The sequence below is a fragment of the [Mycobacterium] manitobense genome (assembly GCF_025821665.1).
Taxonomy (GTDB): Bacteria; Actinomycetota; Actinomycetes; order Mycobacteriales; family Mycobacteriaceae; genus Mycobacterium; species Mycobacterium arseniciresistens.
Genome location: NZ_JACKSJ010000254.1, coordinates 49,406 through 66,438 on the forward strand (window position 1 = coordinate 49,406; position 17,033 = coordinate 66,438).

General features: G+C 69.9%; 13 protein-coding genes. 12 read left to right on the forward strand and 1 reads right to left on the reverse strand.

The features are described from left to right. Nucleotides 1-180 precede the first annotated feature (180 nt). The 12 genes from H7I41_RS28305 to H7I41_RS28360 all read left to right on the forward strand — a co-directional run bounded on the left by H7I41_RS28305 (nucleotide 181) and on the right by H7I41_RS28360 (nucleotide 16,021). Nucleotides 181-1,398, forward strand: a complete 1,218-nt coding sequence (locus tag H7I41_RS28305) for a hypothetical protein (RefSeq protein WP_264015970.1) — start codon at nucleotides 181-183, stop codon at nucleotides 1,396-1,398. A 59-nt stretch (nucleotides 1,399-1,457) separates the two neighbouring features. Beyond that, nucleotides 1,458-3,314, forward strand: coding sequence for an asparagine synthase (glutamine-hydrolyzing) (gene asnB / locus H7I41_RS28310; protein ID WP_264015971.1), 1,857 nt, complete (start codon nucleotides 1,458-1,460; stop codon nucleotides 3,312-3,314). A gap of 215 nt (nucleotides 3,315-3,529) precedes the next feature. Next, on the forward strand, nucleotides 3,530-4,903 hold the full coding sequence (locus H7I41_RS28315; protein ID WP_264015973.1) for a hypothetical protein: 1,374 nt from the start codon (nucleotides 3,530-3,532) through the stop codon (nucleotides 4,901-4,903). A 97-nt stretch (nucleotides 4,904-5,000) separates the two neighbouring features. Beyond that, nucleotides 5,001-6,353 carry an O-antigen ligase family protein gene (locus tag H7I41_RS28320; protein ID WP_264015974.1) on the forward strand — a complete coding sequence of 451 codons (1,353 nt, stop codon included), beginning with the start codon at nucleotides 5,001-5,003 and terminating at the stop codon, nucleotides 6,351-6,353. Continuing rightward, a complete protein-coding gene (locus H7I41_RS28325; protein WP_264015975.1) occupies nucleotides 6,343-7,395 on the forward strand; it encodes a glycosyltransferase family 4 protein in 1,053 nt (350 codons plus the stop codon). The genes H7I41_RS28320 and H7I41_RS28325 overlap by 11 nt, the downstream gene beginning before the upstream one ends. Continuing rightward, complete coding sequence (locus H7I41_RS28330; protein WP_264015976.1) at nucleotides 7,392-8,546, forward strand: glycosyltransferase; 1,155 nt, start codon at nucleotides 7,392-7,394, stop codon at nucleotides 8,544-8,546. Before H7I41_RS28325 ends, H7I41_RS28330 begins: the two co-directional genes overlap by 4 nt. A gap of 10 nt (nucleotides 8,547-8,556) precedes the next feature. Then, on the forward strand, nucleotides 8,557-9,756 hold the full coding sequence (locus tag H7I41_RS28335; RefSeq protein ID WP_264015977.1) for a glycosyltransferase family 4 protein: 1,200 nt from the start codon (nucleotides 8,557-8,559) through the stop codon (nucleotides 9,754-9,756). A gap of 227 nt (nucleotides 9,757-9,983) precedes the next feature. Next, entirely contained in the window at nucleotides 9,984-11,354 is a 1,371-nt protein-coding gene (locus tag H7I41_RS28340; protein ID WP_264015978.1) for a nucleotide sugar dehydrogenase, read from the forward strand. After that, nucleotides 11,351-12,388, forward strand: a complete 1,038-nt coding sequence (locus tag H7I41_RS28345) for a glycosyltransferase family A protein (protein WP_264015979.1) — start codon at nucleotides 11,351-11,353, stop codon at nucleotides 12,386-12,388. Before H7I41_RS28340 ends, H7I41_RS28345 begins: the two co-directional genes overlap by 4 nt. Further along, the gene (locus tag H7I41_RS28350) at nucleotides 12,385-13,890 is read left to right on the forward strand and encodes an oligosaccharide flippase family protein (protein ID WP_264015981.1); all 1,506 of its coding nucleotides are present in this window, start codon (nucleotides 12,385-12,387) and stop codon (nucleotides 13,888-13,890) included. Before H7I41_RS28345 ends, H7I41_RS28350 begins: the two co-directional genes overlap by 4 nt. Continuing rightward, on the forward strand, nucleotides 13,887-15,068 hold the full coding sequence (locus H7I41_RS28355) for a glycosyltransferase family 4 protein (RefSeq protein WP_264015982.1): 1,182 nt from the start codon (nucleotides 13,887-13,889) through the stop codon (nucleotides 15,066-15,068). Before H7I41_RS28350 ends, H7I41_RS28355 begins: the two co-directional genes overlap by 4 nt. 2 nt (nucleotides 15,069-15,070) lie before the next feature. After that, nucleotides 15,071-16,021 carry an NAD-dependent epimerase/dehydratase family protein gene (locus H7I41_RS28360; protein ID WP_264015983.1) on the forward strand — a complete coding sequence of 317 codons (951 nt, stop codon included), beginning with the start codon at nucleotides 15,071-15,073 and terminating at the stop codon, nucleotides 16,019-16,021. Between the two features lie 9 nt (nucleotides 16,022-16,030). Here the strand turns inward: H7I41_RS28360 and H7I41_RS28365 are convergent, their stop codons facing one another. Beyond that, nucleotides 16,031-16,903 carry a polysaccharide lyase family 20 protein gene (locus H7I41_RS28365; protein WP_264015984.1) on the reverse strand — a complete coding sequence of 291 codons (873 nt, stop codon included), beginning with the start codon at nucleotides 16,901-16,903 and terminating at the stop codon, nucleotides 16,031-16,033. Between the last annotated feature and the right edge of the window lie 130 nt (nucleotides 16,904-17,033).

The window sequence follows — 17,033 nt, forward strand, 5'->3', positions numbered from 1 at the left end:
CCGCCCGCACGCCCGCGGCCATCATACATTGCCAAATCTGCACGAACGTAACAAATGGCAATGCCATGGCCTGATGGTGACGACTGAACCGCCCTGCTGCACAATGTGACGGTGACGTCACCGCGCCTGTTGGCAAACACACGGTCAGGTGAGTCATTCATTGCTGCAATCGTCGTGCTCGTGTGTGCGACGGGAGTCGCGTTGTGCGGGATCGTGGCGACCGCCGGCGGCGTCGACCAGCAGGGCTTCCATCTGCCTGCGGTCCGGCACTTGCTGGCGACGGCGCCCGCGCTGGACGTGGTCGGCCTGCCGACCGCGACCGGACCGCTGTACCACCTCCTGGTGGCCGCCGTCGCCGGACCGGCGGGTGTCGGCGACGCAGGCATCCAGATCGTCGGCGCGCTGTTCGCCGCGGCGCTGGCGGCGCTGGCGCTGTGGCACGTCCGGGCGCTCCCGAACCCGGCGCACCGCGTCCTCGCCGTCGCACCGTTGCTGCTGTCTGCATATTTCTGGCAGTCGGCGCTGTGGATGCTCACCGACGACGCCGCGGTGCTGTTCGGGCTCGCGGCCGTGCTCGTCGCGCTGTCCGGCTCGACGACAAGACAGCAGCTGGCCGCGGGATTGCTGATCGCCGCCGCGATCGCGACCCGACAGAACTTCGTGTGGCTGCTGGCTCCGGTCTGCGCTCACTACCTCCTCCCGCTGGCCGACCGGCCCGCCGCCGTCCGCGGCGCGGCGCTGGCCCGGGTGGGCGGCCCCGGCGTGGCCACGCTGGCACTGCTGATCTGGCTGTGGGGCGGACTGACGCCTCCCGCCGGTCGGGAGTTCAACGCGGCCGCGCTCAGTCCGACGGCGCCCGCCTTCGCCGCCGCGGTCACCGCCGTCTTCGCCCTGCCGATCCTGCTGGCCGTGGTCGACGGCTGGGCGCCGCTGCGGCGCCACCTGCCCGTCGCGGTGACGGTCGGTCTGCTGGCCGCCGCCCCCGCCGTCGTCTTCACCAGCAGCGCCACCGTCGCGCCCGACCAGTCACGTCGCGGTGGACTGGTGTGGTCGCTGGTCGCAGTGGCACCCGACGTCATGAACCGCTCCCCGATGCTGGTCGCGCTGGCCTTCACCGGCGGCGCGGTGACCACGCTGCTCTGCGTCGCCCTGCCGCGCTCACTCGCCGTGCTGCTGTCGGTGTCGGTGCTCGCCCTCGCCACCGTCACCGTCGCGGGGGCACAGCTGTACCAGAAGTACGTCGAGCTGCCGCTGGGCATGCTCGCGCTCGTCATCGTCGCGCAGCTGTTCGCCGCGGGACGGATACGGCGCACCTGGCCGCTCGTCGCGCTCGCGGTGCTGCAGGCCGTGATCACCGCGGCCGTCGTCGGCCTGCCGATCCTGCGGGCGGTGGCATAGATGCGGGCGAAACCGTTGCAGCGCAGGCCTTTCCGTACGGCTTCGGGTAGGGGGCTGCGATGTGTGGCATAGCCGGTGTCCGCAGGTTCGACGGCGCACCCGTCGACCTCGGGCTGCTGAAGGCGATGGCCGGGCACCTCGAGCACCGGGGACCTGACGGCCGCGGATACCTGGTGGACGGCTCCCTGGGCCTGGCCCACACCCGGCTGTCGATCATCGATGTCGAAGGGTCGCCCCAGCCGATGAGCGGCGCCGGCGGTCACAACCACCTGGTGTTCAACGGGGAGATCCTCAACTACCGGCAACTGCGCACCGGCCTGTCCTACCCGTTCCGCACCGACGGAGACACCGAGGTGCTGCTGGCCCTCTACGACAGACACGGCGCCGACGGCGTCACCCGGCTGCGCGGCCAGTTCGCCTACGCACTGTTCGATTCGCGTACCGCCGACCTGCATCTGTTCCGGGACCGCCTCGGAATCCTGCCGCTGTACTACTACACCGACGGCCGGTTCTTCGCGTTCGCGTCGGAGATCAAGGCCCTGCTGCCCGCGATCGCCTCCGTGCAGGTCGACGAGGCGGCGTTGCACGGCTACCTGACGCACCGCTCGGTTCCGGCGCCGCACACCTTCATCGCCGGGGTCCGCAAGCTCAGGCAGGGACACCACCTGGTGGTCGGCGCCGACGGCACCGTCCGCGAGCACCCCTACTGGACGCTGCCCGCGGCACCGCAGCTGACGTCGTGCCCGCCCGAAGAAGCCGTCCGACTCGTCGGTGACGCGCTGACCGCGTCGATGCGCGAATCGCTGGTCTCCGATGTGCCGGTGGGCGCGTATCTGTCGGGCGGCCTGGACAGCAGCCTGATCGCGGCGCTGGCCGCGCGGGAGCAGGGCGGCACCGGGTTGCACACCTTCGCCGCGGGATTCGACGATCCGCGGCTCGACGAGACGGCGTGGGCGCGGCGCACGGCGCAGATCGTCGGCAGCACCCACCACGAGGTCCGCATCGGCGCCGAGGACTTCGAGCAGAACTGGAGTCGACTGAGCTGGCATCGCGACGCGCCGCTGTCCGAGCCGGCCGACGTCGCGGTGTTCCGCCTCGCCGAACTGGCGCGCCGCGACGTCAAGGTGGTGCTGTCCGGCGAAGGCAGCGACGAACTCTTCGGCGGTTACCCCAAGCACCGCTTCGCCGCCGCGACCCGGCTGGCCGGCGTCCTGCCGTCGCGCCTGTTGCGCCACCTCGAACGCCGGTTGCCCACGGGCCAGGCCAGACTGGGCATCGCACTGCGCACCTTGTCCGAGGCCGGCTACCCGGAACGGCTGCGCGGATGGTTCTCACCGTTCACCGCCGCCGAGCGGACGGAGCTGGTGGGCGGCCCGCCGACCCGGGACGCCCCGCAGGCCTACCGGCTGGGCGGCGGCGACGCCCTGCACCGCATGCTCTACGCCGACGTGCACACCTGGCTTCCCGACAACCTCCTCGAACGCGGTGACCGGATGTCGATGGCGGCCTCGCTGGAGATGCGCCCCCCGTTCCTCGGACTTCCGCTCGTCGAGTTGGCGTTCAGCCTGCCGAGCAACGTCAAGGTGCGTGGTTCCGTCGGCAAGTGGGTGGTCAAGGAGGTCGCCCGGCGCCATCTGCCGAAGGAGATCGTCGACCGGCCGAAGGTCGGCTTCAAGGTCCCGCTCGATCAGTGGTTCCGCGGCAGTCTCCACGACCTGGCCGCCGATCTGTTGACCGACAGGTCGTCCTTCGTCGCCGCCGCGCTCGACCCCCGCGCCGTCCGCGAGCTGCTCGAGTCGCACACCTCCGGGCGGCGCGACGAACAGATGCGGATCTGGACGCTGCTGTCACTGGAGGTGTGGCACCGCGAGCTGGTCAGCCGCCGGACGCTGCCGGAAAACACCACATCACGTTAATTTCGCGAAAGATCACGGATTCGCCTCTAAATCACCGCGCTGACACTGCACAGTCGCCCTCTATTTTGCGACTGATGCCTCTGACGTCGACAAAGTCACACATGCCGGCTCGACGTGGCGCCCGGATCCGTTGTATGGTGACGACCGAGTTCGTTTGCGGATGTATCTTCAGCAACGTTTTGTCCGCTCCCAACCACCGGCGAAGGCGACAGACCTTGAACCCCAGCTTCAGACTCCGTCTCGAAGAGATCCGGCGTGGCAAATGGGTCATCATCGCCGCGACGGTCATCACGATGCTGTCGACGGCGCTGCCCTCCGTGCTCGCCGATCCGACGTATCTGGCCAAGTCGGCGCTGGTTGTCTCCTCGCCGGACCGGGCCACCGATCAGGACGCACTGCTCGCCGTCGGCTACGCCACCCTGTTCAACGACCCGGCGAACAACGTCCGGCTGCGCGCCATGAAGAACCTCCCGGACGACATCATGTTCGAGGCCCGCACGGCCGCGGCCAGCCCGATCGTCACCGTCGAGGCGATCGCCGCGGACCCGAAGGAGGCGCAGGACGCCTCCGAGGCGATGGCGGTGGCGCTGCGCGACGACATCAACGCGGTTCGCAAGAAGGAGAACGAACGGCTGATCGCCGATCTGACCCGCCAGCTCAACGAACTGTTCGCTCTGCCCGGCGCGGACGGCGCGCCGAACCTCGGCATCGGACCGCTGCAGGAGCGGATCGGCGACATCCGCTCGGATTCGACCGCCCAGCTGCGCGACCTCCAGCTGCGGGCCGGCGTCATCCGGCAGGCTCCCGACGTCGTGCTCAACGTCGCCCTCGGTGCGGTCGGCGGCCTGCTGCTCGGTGTGCTGATCGTCCTGCTGTACTCCCGCGTTCTCGGCCGGCCGACCGCGACCGAGCTGCAGCAGCGCACCGGCGTGCGTGCGCTGGTCGAGGTGCCCAGCGGCGGCGACCCTGACGGTGACTCGTTGCGCGCCGAGCGGCTGCGCACCCTGGCCAACATCATCCGCCTCGGCGATCAGAACCGTGCGCAGGTCGTGGCGCTGACTGACGTCGCCGGCGCCGGCCGCGCCACCGAACTCGCCGGTGCGATGGCGAATCTTTCGGCGCAGCAGGGTTACCGGACTGTGCTGGTACACGCCAACGAGGCAACACGACTGGCAGGCCAGGCCGGTTTCACCGATGCGCTGGCCGACCGGCGCACCGTGCGTTCCCTGCTCGTCGACGGGGCGGCCGAGACGTTGCGCATCATGCCCAGCGGTAGCGAAATCACCGACCGGTACGCCACGGTGACCAGGGAACGGGTCGCGGCGGTGCTCGACGAACTGCGCTCCGATGCCGATGCGGTGTTCGTCGCGGCGCCTGCGATCGACGAGAGCTCCGAGACACAGGTGGTGTGCGCCGCCGCCGATGCCACCATCCTGGTGGTGAGCGGCCAGTACTCCCGCTCCCGCGACGTCTCAGCCGCGGCCGAGACGCTGGCCCAGTCACACGTCACGCTGCTGGGTGCGGTCGTCGTCGACGGTGAGGTGGCCGGCCGTCCGGTCGCCGTCCCGGCCGGCTCTCCGCGGACGTAGAACCTCCATGGCGACAGCACCGACTCAGGTGCGTGAGGTTGCTCGGCGCCGGTCTCGATGGCCCGCGGCTGTGGCGATCATCTGCGGAACGGTTCTCATGGCGTCCGGCCTGTTCTTCGGCGCACAGGCCGGGACCTTCCTGTTCGCCGGCGTGGTGGCGTTCACGCTGGGCGTGTGGGGGCTGAGCGACCCGGTGGTGGCGACGATCTTCCTGCTGGCGGCGATGTTCCTCCGCTCGGCCCTGTTGCCGCAGTTCGGCGGCGCCCCGTTCCTGTTGGCGCTGGCCGTGCTGGTGGCCGCAACGGCGTGGTGGATCAGCCGCTCGGACATCACCTTCCGGTTCGGAGCGGTCGAATGGGCGATGGCCGGATTCGTGGCCTGGAACGTCTGCTCGGCCCTGCTCCCGCACAAGTACGGACCCGGTGACCAGTTCACGCTCGACGCGCGCTCGGTGCCGCACTTCATCCTGATCCCGACGGTCATCCCGTTCGTCGCCTACATCGTCGGGCGCGTCGTCTTCACGCGGGCATCGGCGGTGCGGGCAGCCATGTGGGCGCTGATGGCGTTCGCGGCGTACTCCGCGGTCGTGAGTGTCCTGCAGTTCACCGGTCCCTCCGAGCTGATCTGGCCTCGCCACGTCGCCGAAGCACCCGAATGGGCGGGCCGTGCGGTCGGTGTGGTGAACCAGCCGGTCGCCAACGGGATGGTGCTCGCACTCGGCATCGCGATCGCGGCGCTGCTGGTCAGCCGGCGGTCCGAACCCACCTGGTCGCGGTGGCTGGCGCTGGCGGTCGGATTGGGCTGCGGCTGCGCGCTCTACCTCACCTACACCAGGGCCGCCTGGCTCAGCGGCCTGCTCGTGCTGGTCATCGGCGCCGTCCTCGCCAAGGGGTATCGCGGCGGATTCATCGCCGTGCTCGGAGTCATCGGGGCTCTCGCCGTGGTGAATTGGGCGACGCTGACCAGTGCCGACCGCTCGGCCGGAGGCGTCGGTTCCACCCAGGAGGTGGATGACCGGTTGAACACCATCGCCACTGCGCTGTGGGCCGCCGAGCAGAAGCCGATCGTCGGGTGGGGGGTCAGCCGGTTCTGGTCGGTCAACACCTACCACCACCAGCAGTGGTCGACCGACACCCCGTGGATCCGCGGCTACGCGATCCCGGCCCACCAGAACGAGCTGGGGATCCTGGCCGAACTCGGCGTCATCGGACTCGGCCTGTGGCTGGCGGTGCTGGTTCTCATCGCTCACCGCCTGTGGAACGCCTACCGCACGCTGCCCACCGGCGATCTGTGCGGCAAACCGCTTGCGGTGGTCGCCATCTCGGCGTTCACGATCCTGGTGTGCACCGGCATCACCGTCGACCTGCGATTCTTCGACTTCCCGCTGATGGCGGTGTTCCTGGTGGCCGGCATCGCCGCAGGATGGGCGGAGCGGCACCGTGCCGGGTGAGCGCCGGGCGGTGTGGGCCGGCACGGCCGCTCCAGGGGGCATCGCCACCTACATGCGGGTCATGCAGCGCACGCCGCTGTGGGAGGACTGGAACGTCACGCTGGTCATCACGCACCAGGAGGGCCCACCGTTCACCAAGATCGCGGTCTTCGCCTGGGCGCTGGTGCAATTCGGCTACACACTCGTACGCCGCAGACCCGAGGTGGTGCACCTGCACGCCGCCTCGGACACCAGTCTGCTGCGCAAAGGGATCCTTCTGGTGATCGGCCGCCTTGCCCGGGTGCCGGTGATCCTGCACATCCACGGCAGCAACTTCTTCGACTACTACAACGAATCACCGCCGCGCCGGCAGCGGTTGATCCGGGCGATGCTGCAGCGCTCAGCGGCGGTCGTCGCACTCGGTGACACCTGGTTGCAGCGGCTGCGGTCCGTCGCACCGTCGGCGCGCGTCGAGGCGATCCCCAACGCGGTTCTGCCGCAACGCTGGATCACCGGCCCCGCCCCCGGCGAACCGGTACACGTCGTGTTCCTGGGGCGGATCGGCGACCGGAAGGGCACGCTGCGGCTGCTCGACGCGTGGCAGCAGGTGTCCCACCTCGGCTGCCGGCTCACCATCGCCGGTGACGGCGACGTGGACGGCGCGCGGGAGCGGGTGCGAGCGCTCGGGGTCGAGGACACCGTGACGGTGCGGGGGTGGCTCGACGAACAGCAGGCCGGCGAATTGCTCGATGCGGCGCATGTGTTCGTGCTGCCGTCGCGCAACGAGGGCCAGCCGATGGCGGTGCTCGAGGCGATGTCGCGGGGTCTCTGCGTGATCGCCGGCGACGTCGGCGGCATCCCGGACATGATCGGCGGCGGCTGCGGGCTGCTGGTCGACCCCGACGACATCCACGGCATCGCCGAGGCCCTACGGGTGGCCGTCACCGATCCCGTTGCGCGGGTGACCTATGGCGCCGCCGCCTACGCCCGGGTGGGCGAGCAGTTCGACGTGCGGGCGGTCGCCCGCCGGCTCGACACTCTGTACCGCGAGGTGTGCCGATGAGTGACAACATGATCCGGCCGCTGTTCATCGTGCCGGACCTTCGCATCGGTGGGGCCGAGCGGCATCTGGTCACGCTCGTCACCCGGATGGACGCCACCAGGTTCCGCCCCGAGGTGGTGTGCATCGGCGAGGAGGGCGAGTTCTTCTCGGCGCTCACCGACGCGGGGATCCCGGCACACGCGATGCGGCTGCCGAAACGGCATGCGCTGCAGGCACTGCGGGGCCTCGTCGAAACGATGCGGCGCATGAGACCCGACGTGGTGGTGTTGCGCGGATACAACGCCGAGGCGCTGGGCCGCATCGCCGCCCGCATCGCCGGGGTGAAGCACGCCGTCCTGTGGGTGCACAACATCGGCGACGCCGAGCCGCGGGGCAGGGCGCGCAGGCTGACCGACCGCATCCTCGACCGCTGGACCGACCGCTACTTCGGCGTCGCCGAGGCACAACGGTCCTACCTCACCGACGACCTCGGCTATCCCGCCGACCGCATCCGCATCATCCACAACGGGGTCGACCCGGTGCAGTTCGGCACCGGCACCGACCGGCGGGTGCTCACCGACCTCGGGATCGCACCCGGCCTACCGGTCGCCGGCGTCGTCGCCGCGCTCCGCCCGGAGAAGGACCACGTCACCTTCCTGCACGCCGCCCGGCAGGTGGTGGACGCCCGCCCCGGCGCGCAGTTCCTCGTCATCGGCGACGGCCCCGCCCGCGCTGGGCTCGAAACGCTCTGCGCCACCCTTGGTCTCGCTGACAACGTGCACTTCACCGGCGCTCGCCGCGACATCGACCGGTTACTGCAGGCCGTCGACGTGTTCGTGCTGAGCTCACGCACCGTCGAGTGCTTCCCGGTGTCGCTGCTGGAGGCCATGGCCTGCGCCAGACCGGCCGTGTGCACCGACGTCGGCGGCGTCGCCGAGATGCTCGTCGACGGAGTGACCGGTCATCTCGTGCCCCCCGGCGACCCCGGGCAACTGGCCGGCCGGCTGGAGCAGCTGTTCGCCGACCCGGCCGCCGCACGACGGATGGGCCTGGCGGGCCGGGCCCGTGTCGAAGCGATGTTCAGCCTCGACCGCAGCGTCGCCGCCGCCGAGGACGCGATCGAAGAGGTGTGTGCGACCGCCGCACACGCGCAGATGGAAGTGGGCAGATGAGGCAGCGCAAGTGAGCAGGCACATCGTCGTCCTGGTGGAGAACCTCTCCGTGCCGTTCGACCGCCGGGTGTGGCAGGAGAGCCGGGCGCTGGTGGACGCAGGTTTCCGGGTGACGGTGATCTGCCCGGCGGGCGTCGACCGCGACCGGGAACCGGAGGCGGTGATCGACGGTGTGCGCATCCTGCGGTACCCGTTGCGGCCCGCGACGGGCGGCCCACTGGGATACCTGCGCGAATACGGGCTCGCGCTGTGGCACACCGCGCGCCTGGCCCTTCGGGTCCGCAGGGCCGGGCCGATCGACGTGGTGCACGCCTGTAACCCGCCCGATCTGCTGTTCCTCGTCGCGCTGATGCTCCGCCCCGGCGGCACCCGCTTCGTCTTCGACCACCACGATCTCGTCCCCGAGCTGTTTCAGTCGCGGTTCCCCGGTGGCGGCCGTCCGCTGTACTGGCTGACCCGTCTTCTCGAGCGGCTCACCTTCGCCGCGGCCGACTCGGTCATCTCCACCAACGAGAGCTACCGCCGGGTGGCCATCCAGCGCGGCGGGATGGCGCCCGACCGGGTGACCGTGGTGCGCAGCGCGCCTGACCTGAGCCGGTTCGTACCACGCGAACCGGACCCGGAGCTACGCCGGGGAAAGCGGTACCTGCTGGCATATCTCGGTGTGATGGGCCCGCAGGACGGCGTCGACTACGCGCTGCGGGCGCTGCGGATACTGCGTGACGATCTGGGCCGCGACGACGTGCACTGCGTGTTCATGGGCGCCGGCGACGCCTACGACGACATGGTCGCGCTCAGCCGGCGGCTCGGGATCGACGACATGGTCGAGTTCCCCGGCCGGGTCCCCGACGAGTTCGTGCAACGGTGCCTGTCCACCGCCGACGTCTGCCTGTCGCCCGATCCGCTCAACCCGCTCAACGACGTGTCCACGATGAACAAGGTCGTGGAGTACATGGCGATGGGCAGGCCGATCGTGTCGTTCGAGTTGCGTGAGGCCCAGGTGTCCGCGCGCGACGCGGCCGTCTACGTGCCCGCCAACGACGAAGCCGCGTTCGCCAAGGCGACCGACGACCTGCTCGGCGACCCCGAGCGGCGCGCCAGGATGGGCGCGTTCGGGCGGCGCCGGGTCGAGCAGGACCTCTCCTGGGCCGTCTCCCGCCGGACGCTCGTCCGGTTCTACAACCGCCTGCTCGACCGGGGAGTTAGCTGACCTCCACTGCTCGACAGGTCGTGCGCACCCGGCAGAACCGTTGCCTCGAAACGATCTTTTCGGCATCCGTTGCAAGATTCGCCAGACCTGCCTTTTGTTACTGCTGATTGCTAGAGAGAAGGGGATTCACATGGGTAAACAACGTACGTATGGACATCTGTTTGTGATGCCTTATTATTTGCCATATGTCGACGATTCGTGCCGGCGCCACAGCTCGGACAACTCTGGTGAGTGACATCGTGACCAAGCTGTACGAGGAACCGGACGCCGACACGTCGGCCCCGGTCAGCGTCTTCGGACTGGGATATGTCGGCTGCGTGAGCGCGGTGTGCCTCGCGGCGCGCGGCCACCGCGTCGTCGGTGTCGACGTCAACGCCGACAAGGTGGCCGCTCTGCGTGGCGGCCAGGCGCCCATCGTCGAGGCGCTGATCGGCGAGCTGACCGCCTCGGTCGTCGGCAGCGGCGCGCTCACCGTCACGACCGACGCCGCCGCCGCCGTCGCACAGTCGGAGATCTCCCTGATCTGCGTGGGAACGCCGTCGGGAGCAGGGGGCCGGCTCTCGACCGCGCATCTCGAGAACGTCGCCGACGAGATCGGCGCGGCCCTGGCCGCCAAGGACACCTGGCACGTCGTCGTGTTCCGCAGCACGATGGTGCCCGGCACCTGCGAGCACCTCCTCATCCCCCGGCTCGAGGCCGCCTCCGGCAAGCGCGCGGGCATCGACTTCGGCGTGTGCGTGAACCCGGAGTTCCTCCGCGAGGGAACCAGCGTCCGCGACTTCATGGACCCGCCCAAAACCGTGGTGGGACAGAGTGATCAGCGCAGCGGGGACATCGTGATGGAGCTCTATCGCGGGCTGCCCGGCCCGCGCTTCCAGGTGCCCGTGGCGGTCGCGGAGATGACCAAATACGTCGACAATTCCTTCCACGCGCTGAAGGTGGGCTTCGCCAACGAGATCGGCGCCATCTGCGCGGCGCTCGATCTGGACTCCCACGAGGTCATGGACGTGTTCCTCGCCGACACCAAGCTCAACCTCAGTGCCGCCTACCTGCGTCCCGGCTTCGCCTTCGGCGGCTCATGTCTTCCGAAGGACGTCCGCGCCCTCACCCATACCGCCCGCCGCCACGACGTCGACACGCCCTTGCTGTCTAACCTGCTGACGTCCAACGAGACCCATCTGCGCCGGGCCGTCGACATGGTGATCGCCCACGGCAGGCGCAGGATCGGCATCTTCGGCCTGTCCTTCAAGGCGGGCACCGACGACCTGCGCGAGAGTCCGATGGTCGAACTGGCGGAACGCCTGATCGGTAAGGGTTTCGACGTGAAGATCTACGATCCCACCGTCGTGCTCTCCCGGCTCGTCGGCGCCAACCGCGCGTACATCACCCAGCAGTTGCCGCACATCGGCGACCTGCTGACCGACGACGTCGACGTCGTCCTGGACCACGGTGAGGTGCTGATCGCGGGATCGCGCTCCCCGGAGGTCGTCAGGGCGGTGGACCGGGCCGGCGACAAGCGGCTGGTCATCGATCTGGTGCGACTGCCGGGCGCCGAACGACGCCGGGCAGGCGCCGGCTACGAGGGAATCGGTTGGTGACCACGCCACGTCCCTTCATCAGCTTCCTCACCACCGCGTACCGCACCGAGGAGCTGATCGGCGAGACCATCGAGTCGGTGCTCGCCCAGACCCGCGGCGACTGGGAGCTCGTCGTCGTCGACAACGGGAACTCCGACGAGATGGCGCGGATCGTCGGCGCTTACACGTCTGACCCACGAATCACGTTGCTCCGCAAGGTGAACGAGGGAATCCGCAGCGGAGTGAGCGCCGCCGCGGCGGCCGCCACCGGCCGCTATCTGTCCGTGCTCAACAGCGACGACATCCTGCATCCGGAGTTCTGCGCCCGGGTCGGGCTGCTCATCGACGCCGATCCCGGCATCGACGCGGTCGGCTGCGACGCCGAACTGTTCCACGATCCCGACGACGGCACGCCGCCGAGCGGCTGGTACGACACCATCGGATGGCGTTCGGTGCCCCCGCCGTCGCAGCCCGTCTCCCTCGCCGAGATGCTCGACGACGGCGTTCCGCAGTACGTCGGGGTGTTCCGCCGGGAACGGTGGGATGCCCACGGCTCCAACGATCCCGCGGTCGTCGACGTCGAACCGGATCTCGACCTGTGGCTGCGGCTGGCCGCCGCGGGCGACGACGTGCGCATGCTGCCCGACCGCCTCGTCCGGATCCGGGTACACCCGAACTCCGAGTCGAACAACCCCGCGGGCATCGAGGCGTTCGAGCAGCGCTATGTGCAGACCTTCCTCGCGGTGGCGCGCTACCACCCGCGCAGTGAGTCCGAGATCGCAGGCAGCCGGGTCGTCCGGAGACTGCGGTACCGCCAGGGCATGCGGCGATCCCGGGTCGCCCTGCTGCACGACGACGTCCCCGCCGCCCGCAGCGCGGCGCGTGAAGCACTGCGTCAGTGCCCCACCCCGGTGTCAGCCTTTCGCGCCGCCGTCGTCGTCGCGGCGCTGTCGGTGAGTCCCGAGGCGTTGCGGGCGATCCGCCCCGCGAAGAACCGGGTCCAGAACGTCGTCGCCCGCCGTCGGCGCCGTCCGGCGGACAGTGCGCCACGATGACACTCACCGAGCCCGGCGTCCCCGCCGGCGGGATCGGCCGCGCCGTCAAACGCGGCGCCGCGATGGCCGGCGGGGCGGTGATCCTCGTCCAGTTCGTCTCGATCGCGCAGACGCTGGCCCTCGGCCGGTTGCTCGGCCCGGAACTGGTCGGCCTCTACACCGCGGGCGCCGTGCTCGTCAGCTTCGTCATGACCGTGGCCCAGGGCGCCCTGTCGCAGGCACTGATCCACCGGGAGCACGACATCGAGGACGCCGCCAACACCGTCATGGTGGTCACCGCCTGCACCGGACTGCTGTTCACCCTGGCGAGCCTGGCCGCGGCGCCGTTGCTCGGTGAGGTGTTCAACGACCACCGGGTGGCGCTGGTCGCCGCCGCGGTGCCCGGGGTGATGCTGCTGCACTCCCTCACGATCGTCCCGGACGCGTTGATGCAGCGCGCATTCCGGTTCGCCCCGCGAATGATCATCGCCCCCGCGGTGTCCATCGCCTTCGCCGCGACGGCCGTCGTCCTCGCGCTGCGCGGATTCGGCGTCTGGTCGATGGTGATCGGCCACTACGTGTCGATGGTGGTGTGGGTGGTGCTCAGCTGGTCGCTGGCGCGCTGGCGGCCGTTCCGCGGGCGCTTCGACTTCCGGCTGTGGCGGGAGATGGGCAGGTTCTCACTGCCGCTGGCGTTCGACAACTTCGCCGAGCGCCTCCGTGAGCTGCTGGAGCAGCTGATCATCGGCCGCGCGCTCGGCACCACCAACCTCGGTCAGTTCCGCTACGCGTTCCGGATCGGCTCCATTCCCACCATCGGCATCGTGCAGGGCGCTTCCTACGTGCTGTTCCCCGCGTTCGCGAAGATCGCCGGCGACGCCGAACGGTTCCGGGCGGCGTTCCTGCGCGCGCTGAGCTGGCTGTGGCTGGCCGCGCTGCCGGTGTGCGCGCTGATGCTCGTCGTCGGCGAGCCCGTCGTGGTGCTGCTGCTCGGTCAGGAGTGGCGGCCCGCGGGGACGGCCACCCAGGCGCTGGCCGGGATGGGGCTCGGCATCGCGCTGGCCACCGTCGGCGCCGAGGCGGCCAAGGGCGCCGGGCGCTCATCGCTGCTCACCTGGCAGGCCGTGCTGCAACTGGTGCTCGGACTGTCACTCGTGGTGCTGCTCGTCCCGTACGGACTGGTCGGTGTCGGCATCGCGATCTCCTCGACCCAACTGGTGATCGGCGTGGTCGCGATCATCTCCGTCCGGTCGGTCGTCGGGGTGTCGTTCCGCGACATCGGTGCGGCACTGGCCCCTGCCACCGCCGCGGCGGTGCTGGCGCTCGCCGCTGCGGCGCCGCTGCGGCTGACCTTGCTCGACGGCGACAGCCACGGCGTCCTGCATGTCGTTGCGGTGGTGTGCGGCATCGTCGCGGCGTTCCTCGCGGTCTACCTGGTCACCGTGCGCGTCCTCGACCCTGAGAAATTCCGCGCCGTCGGCCGCGTACTCGCCCGGCGCAAGGGCGCGGGAGTCACGTCATGAGGATCCTGATGGTCGGCACGTACCCGGTGGAGCCGGGCGTGGTCAACGGCGGGATCGAGTCCGTCACGAGCACACTGGTGCCCGCGCTGGCCGCCCGCGACGACGTCGAGAGCGTCACGGTGCTGAGCCTGCACAACAGCACCGCCCGCAGCGCGTACCGGCGCGAGGGACCGAAGGTGGAGGTGCACCACATGCGCGGGCAGCGCAGGCTGCGCAGGCTCACCGGGTCGTTCCTCGACGTCCGTCGCGCCCGGCAACTGGCCGCCGCGATCCGTCCCGATGTGGTGCACGGACAGGAGATCGGCTTCAACGGCGACATCGCGACCCGGTGTAGCGACTCCGCGGTGGTGACGGTGCACGGCCTGGTACACCGCGAGATGCGGATGGGCGCAGGCGCGGGCTGGCGCGACCGGCTGCGGGTGTGGACGACCGACCGCCTGGTCGCCCGCGTGCTGCAGCGGGCGAAGATCGTCATCTCGATCTCCGATTACGACCGCAGCGAACTCGCGTTCATGATCCACGGCAGACAGGTCGCGATCGCCAATCCCACTGCGGCGGAGTACTTCGCGCTGGCGCCGTCGCGGGCCACCACGCAGCGGCTGCTGTTCGCCGGCGTGCTGACCCCGCGTAAGGACGTGCTCGGCCTCGTCAACGCGTTCGCCCAAGCCCACCGGGGCCGGCCCGCGGCACGACTGGTCATCGTCGGCCCCCAGCCCGACCCGCAGTACGCCCGGGCCGTGCGCGACCGGGTGGACGCGCTCGGCCTCACCGGCTACGTGAACATCGTCGGGCTGGTCGACAACGACCGTCTGCGTGCCGAGATCGCCGCCGCACGTGCGGTCGTGCTGTTCTCCCGCGAGGAGACCGCACCGACGATCATCGCCCAGGCGATGGCGGCCGCTAAGCCGGTGATCGCGTCCCGGGTCGGCGGCGTGGCGGGCATGGTGGCCGACGGCGTCACCGGGTTCGTGGTGCCCGCCGGCGACGAGCTGGAGCTGGCCGACCGCATGGGTGAGTTGCTCGACGACCAGCCACGCTGTCTCGACATGGGCTCCGCCGCACACGAAGTGGCCGTCGAGCGGTTCTCGCCGGACGCCGTCGCGGAGCGCACGGTCACCGCCTACCGCAGCGCCGCCGGCCTGCCCTCACCCGACACCGCCCACACGAGGAGACCCTGACCATGACCTTCGACTGGACCGGCCGGTCCGTCCTGGTGACCGGCGGCGCCGGCTTCATCGGATCGCACCTCGTCGAACTGCTCGTCGACGCCGGCGCCGACGTGACGGTGGTAGATCTGCTGTGCTCGGGCTCGGCGACCAACCTGGCCGCCGTCGCGGATCGGATCACGTTGCACGAAGCTGACATCCGCGAGCTCGACTGGCGGGAACACCTGGCGGCCGACGTCATCTTCCACTTCGCGGCCAATGCATACGTGCCGCCGTCGGTGGAGTCGCCGTCGTTCGACTACGAGACGAACTTCGCGGCCACCTTCCGGCTGCTCGAGACCCTGCGCGAGGCGAAGTGGCCGGGACGGCTGGTGTTCGCGTCGTCGGCAGCGGTGTACGGCAACGCCGTTCGGGTGCCCATCGCCGAGACCGACGCGACGGTGCCCATCTCGCCCTACGGCGTCGGCAAGCTGTCGGCGGAGCGCTATCTCAATGTCTACGCCCAGCTGTACGGCCTCCGGATGGCCGCGGTGCGCTTCTTCTCCGCCTATGGCCCCCGGCAGCGCAAGCAGGTGGTGTTCGACCTGCTGTCGAAACTGGACCACGACCGCACACAGCTGCCGATCCACGGCGACGGCACCCAGGTCCGCGACTTCCTCTACGTCCTCGACGCCGCACGATCGGCCATGGTGGTCGCCGCCGACGGCGAGCTCACCGGTGAGGTGTACAACGTCGGCGCCGGCCGCGAGTACACGATCGACACGCTCGCGAAGTCGCTGTGCGCGCTGCTCGGTCTGAGTCCCGAGTTCCGCTACACCGGGGTCAACAGGCCGGGCGATCCGGAGAAGCTCGTGGTCGACATCGGCAGGCTGGAGAGTCTGGGGTATCGACCGGAGTTCGAACTCGACGACGGCCTCGCCGAAGTCGTTCGCTGGTACGACGAGGTGACGGGGGCCCGGTGGTGACGACGTCCGCTACAGCGGCTGCAGACCCGATTCGGTTGTCGCCGCGGAGAATCCATCATGATAGACCGCACCGGGCGCGGTGATCGCCGGATCGCGGTAGTAGCCCTGCTTGTAGTAGATACCGCCGCCACCGGGCATCAGCGTCCGCACCATGCACCGTGTCTGGCCGTTGCACGGCTCCGCGGTGAAGGTCTGCGGCGCCCCGTCGACCCAGAGCTCGACGAATCCCACGTCGTCGCGCGCGGACCACTTGATGTGCAGCTTCACGTCCGTCCACGCTCCGCGGGTCACCGGTGCGCTCCACGGCGTGTAGGTGGGTCCCGGCTCACCCGGCGCATTCCAGGTCGACAGCACGACGCCCCATCGATCCGAGGCGACGTTCACGGGTCCGGCGTTGATCGCCACCGGCGGCGACCCGTCGAGATCGGCATGCCACTGCCCCAGCACCGTCCAACCCTGATCGGCCGGGAACGCGGCATCGGGCATGGTGCTCCACTGGTACCAGCGCTCGTCGCCTTCCACGGCCGAGCTGGCGTCGTCCCCGCTGACCTCGGCGCGGTGGCCGCAGCACGGTCCGGCCGCCCGATCGCCCGGCCGAAGTTCGAAGCGCGCCGCGTACCGGCCCTGCCGCACGACGTCGCTCTGCACCCGCATGTTGCGGTCACCGAGGGCCGCTCCTGCACACGTAGCGCTGCCCACGGCGGGGTCCTGACAGATCGGCCACTGATCGAAGTTCCCCGTCTCGTAGTCGCCGACGAAGGTGGTCGACGCGGCAGGCGCCCGGCCACCGAACACGAGCACCGACGCGGCGACCGCCACCACCACGGTGACGACGCCGACGCCGAGGCGCAAGCCAAACTTCCGCTGCCTCAAGGAATTCACTCCTCGAGACTACCAGCCGGCCCCATCGGCGGCCTGGTGGACAGCAACGCAGCGCAGACCCCCAAAGGTGGTGAATTTTGTTTGTTTTCCGGGCGGTCCGTGCCGCACACCGCGGTTCTGGTAAACATTG

Bases quoted from the DNA above. Each gene is read 5' to 3' on its own strand.
- asnB (WP_264015971.1), top strand. From the start codon at position 1,458: ATGTGTGGCATAGCCGGTGTCCGCAGGTTCGACGGCGCACCCGTCGAC.
- H7I41_RS28320 (WP_264015974.1), top strand. From the start codon at position 5,001: ATGGCGTCCGGCCTGTTCTTCGGCGCACAGGCCGGGACCTTCCTGTTC.
- H7I41_RS28330 (WP_264015976.1), top strand. From the start codon at position 7,392: ATGAGTGACAACATGATCCGGCCGCTGTTCATCGTGCCGGACCTTCGC.
- H7I41_RS28350 (WP_264015981.1), top strand. From the start codon at position 12,385: ATGACACTCACCGAGCCCGGCGTCCCCGCCGGCGGGATCGGCCGCGCC.
- H7I41_RS28355 (WP_264015982.1), top strand. From the start codon at position 13,887: ATGAGGATCCTGATGGTCGGCACGTACCCGGTGGAGCCGGGCGTGGTC.
- H7I41_RS28360 (WP_264015983.1), top strand. From the start codon at position 15,071: ATGACCTTCGACTGGACCGGCCGGTCCGTCCTGGTGACCGGCGGCGCC.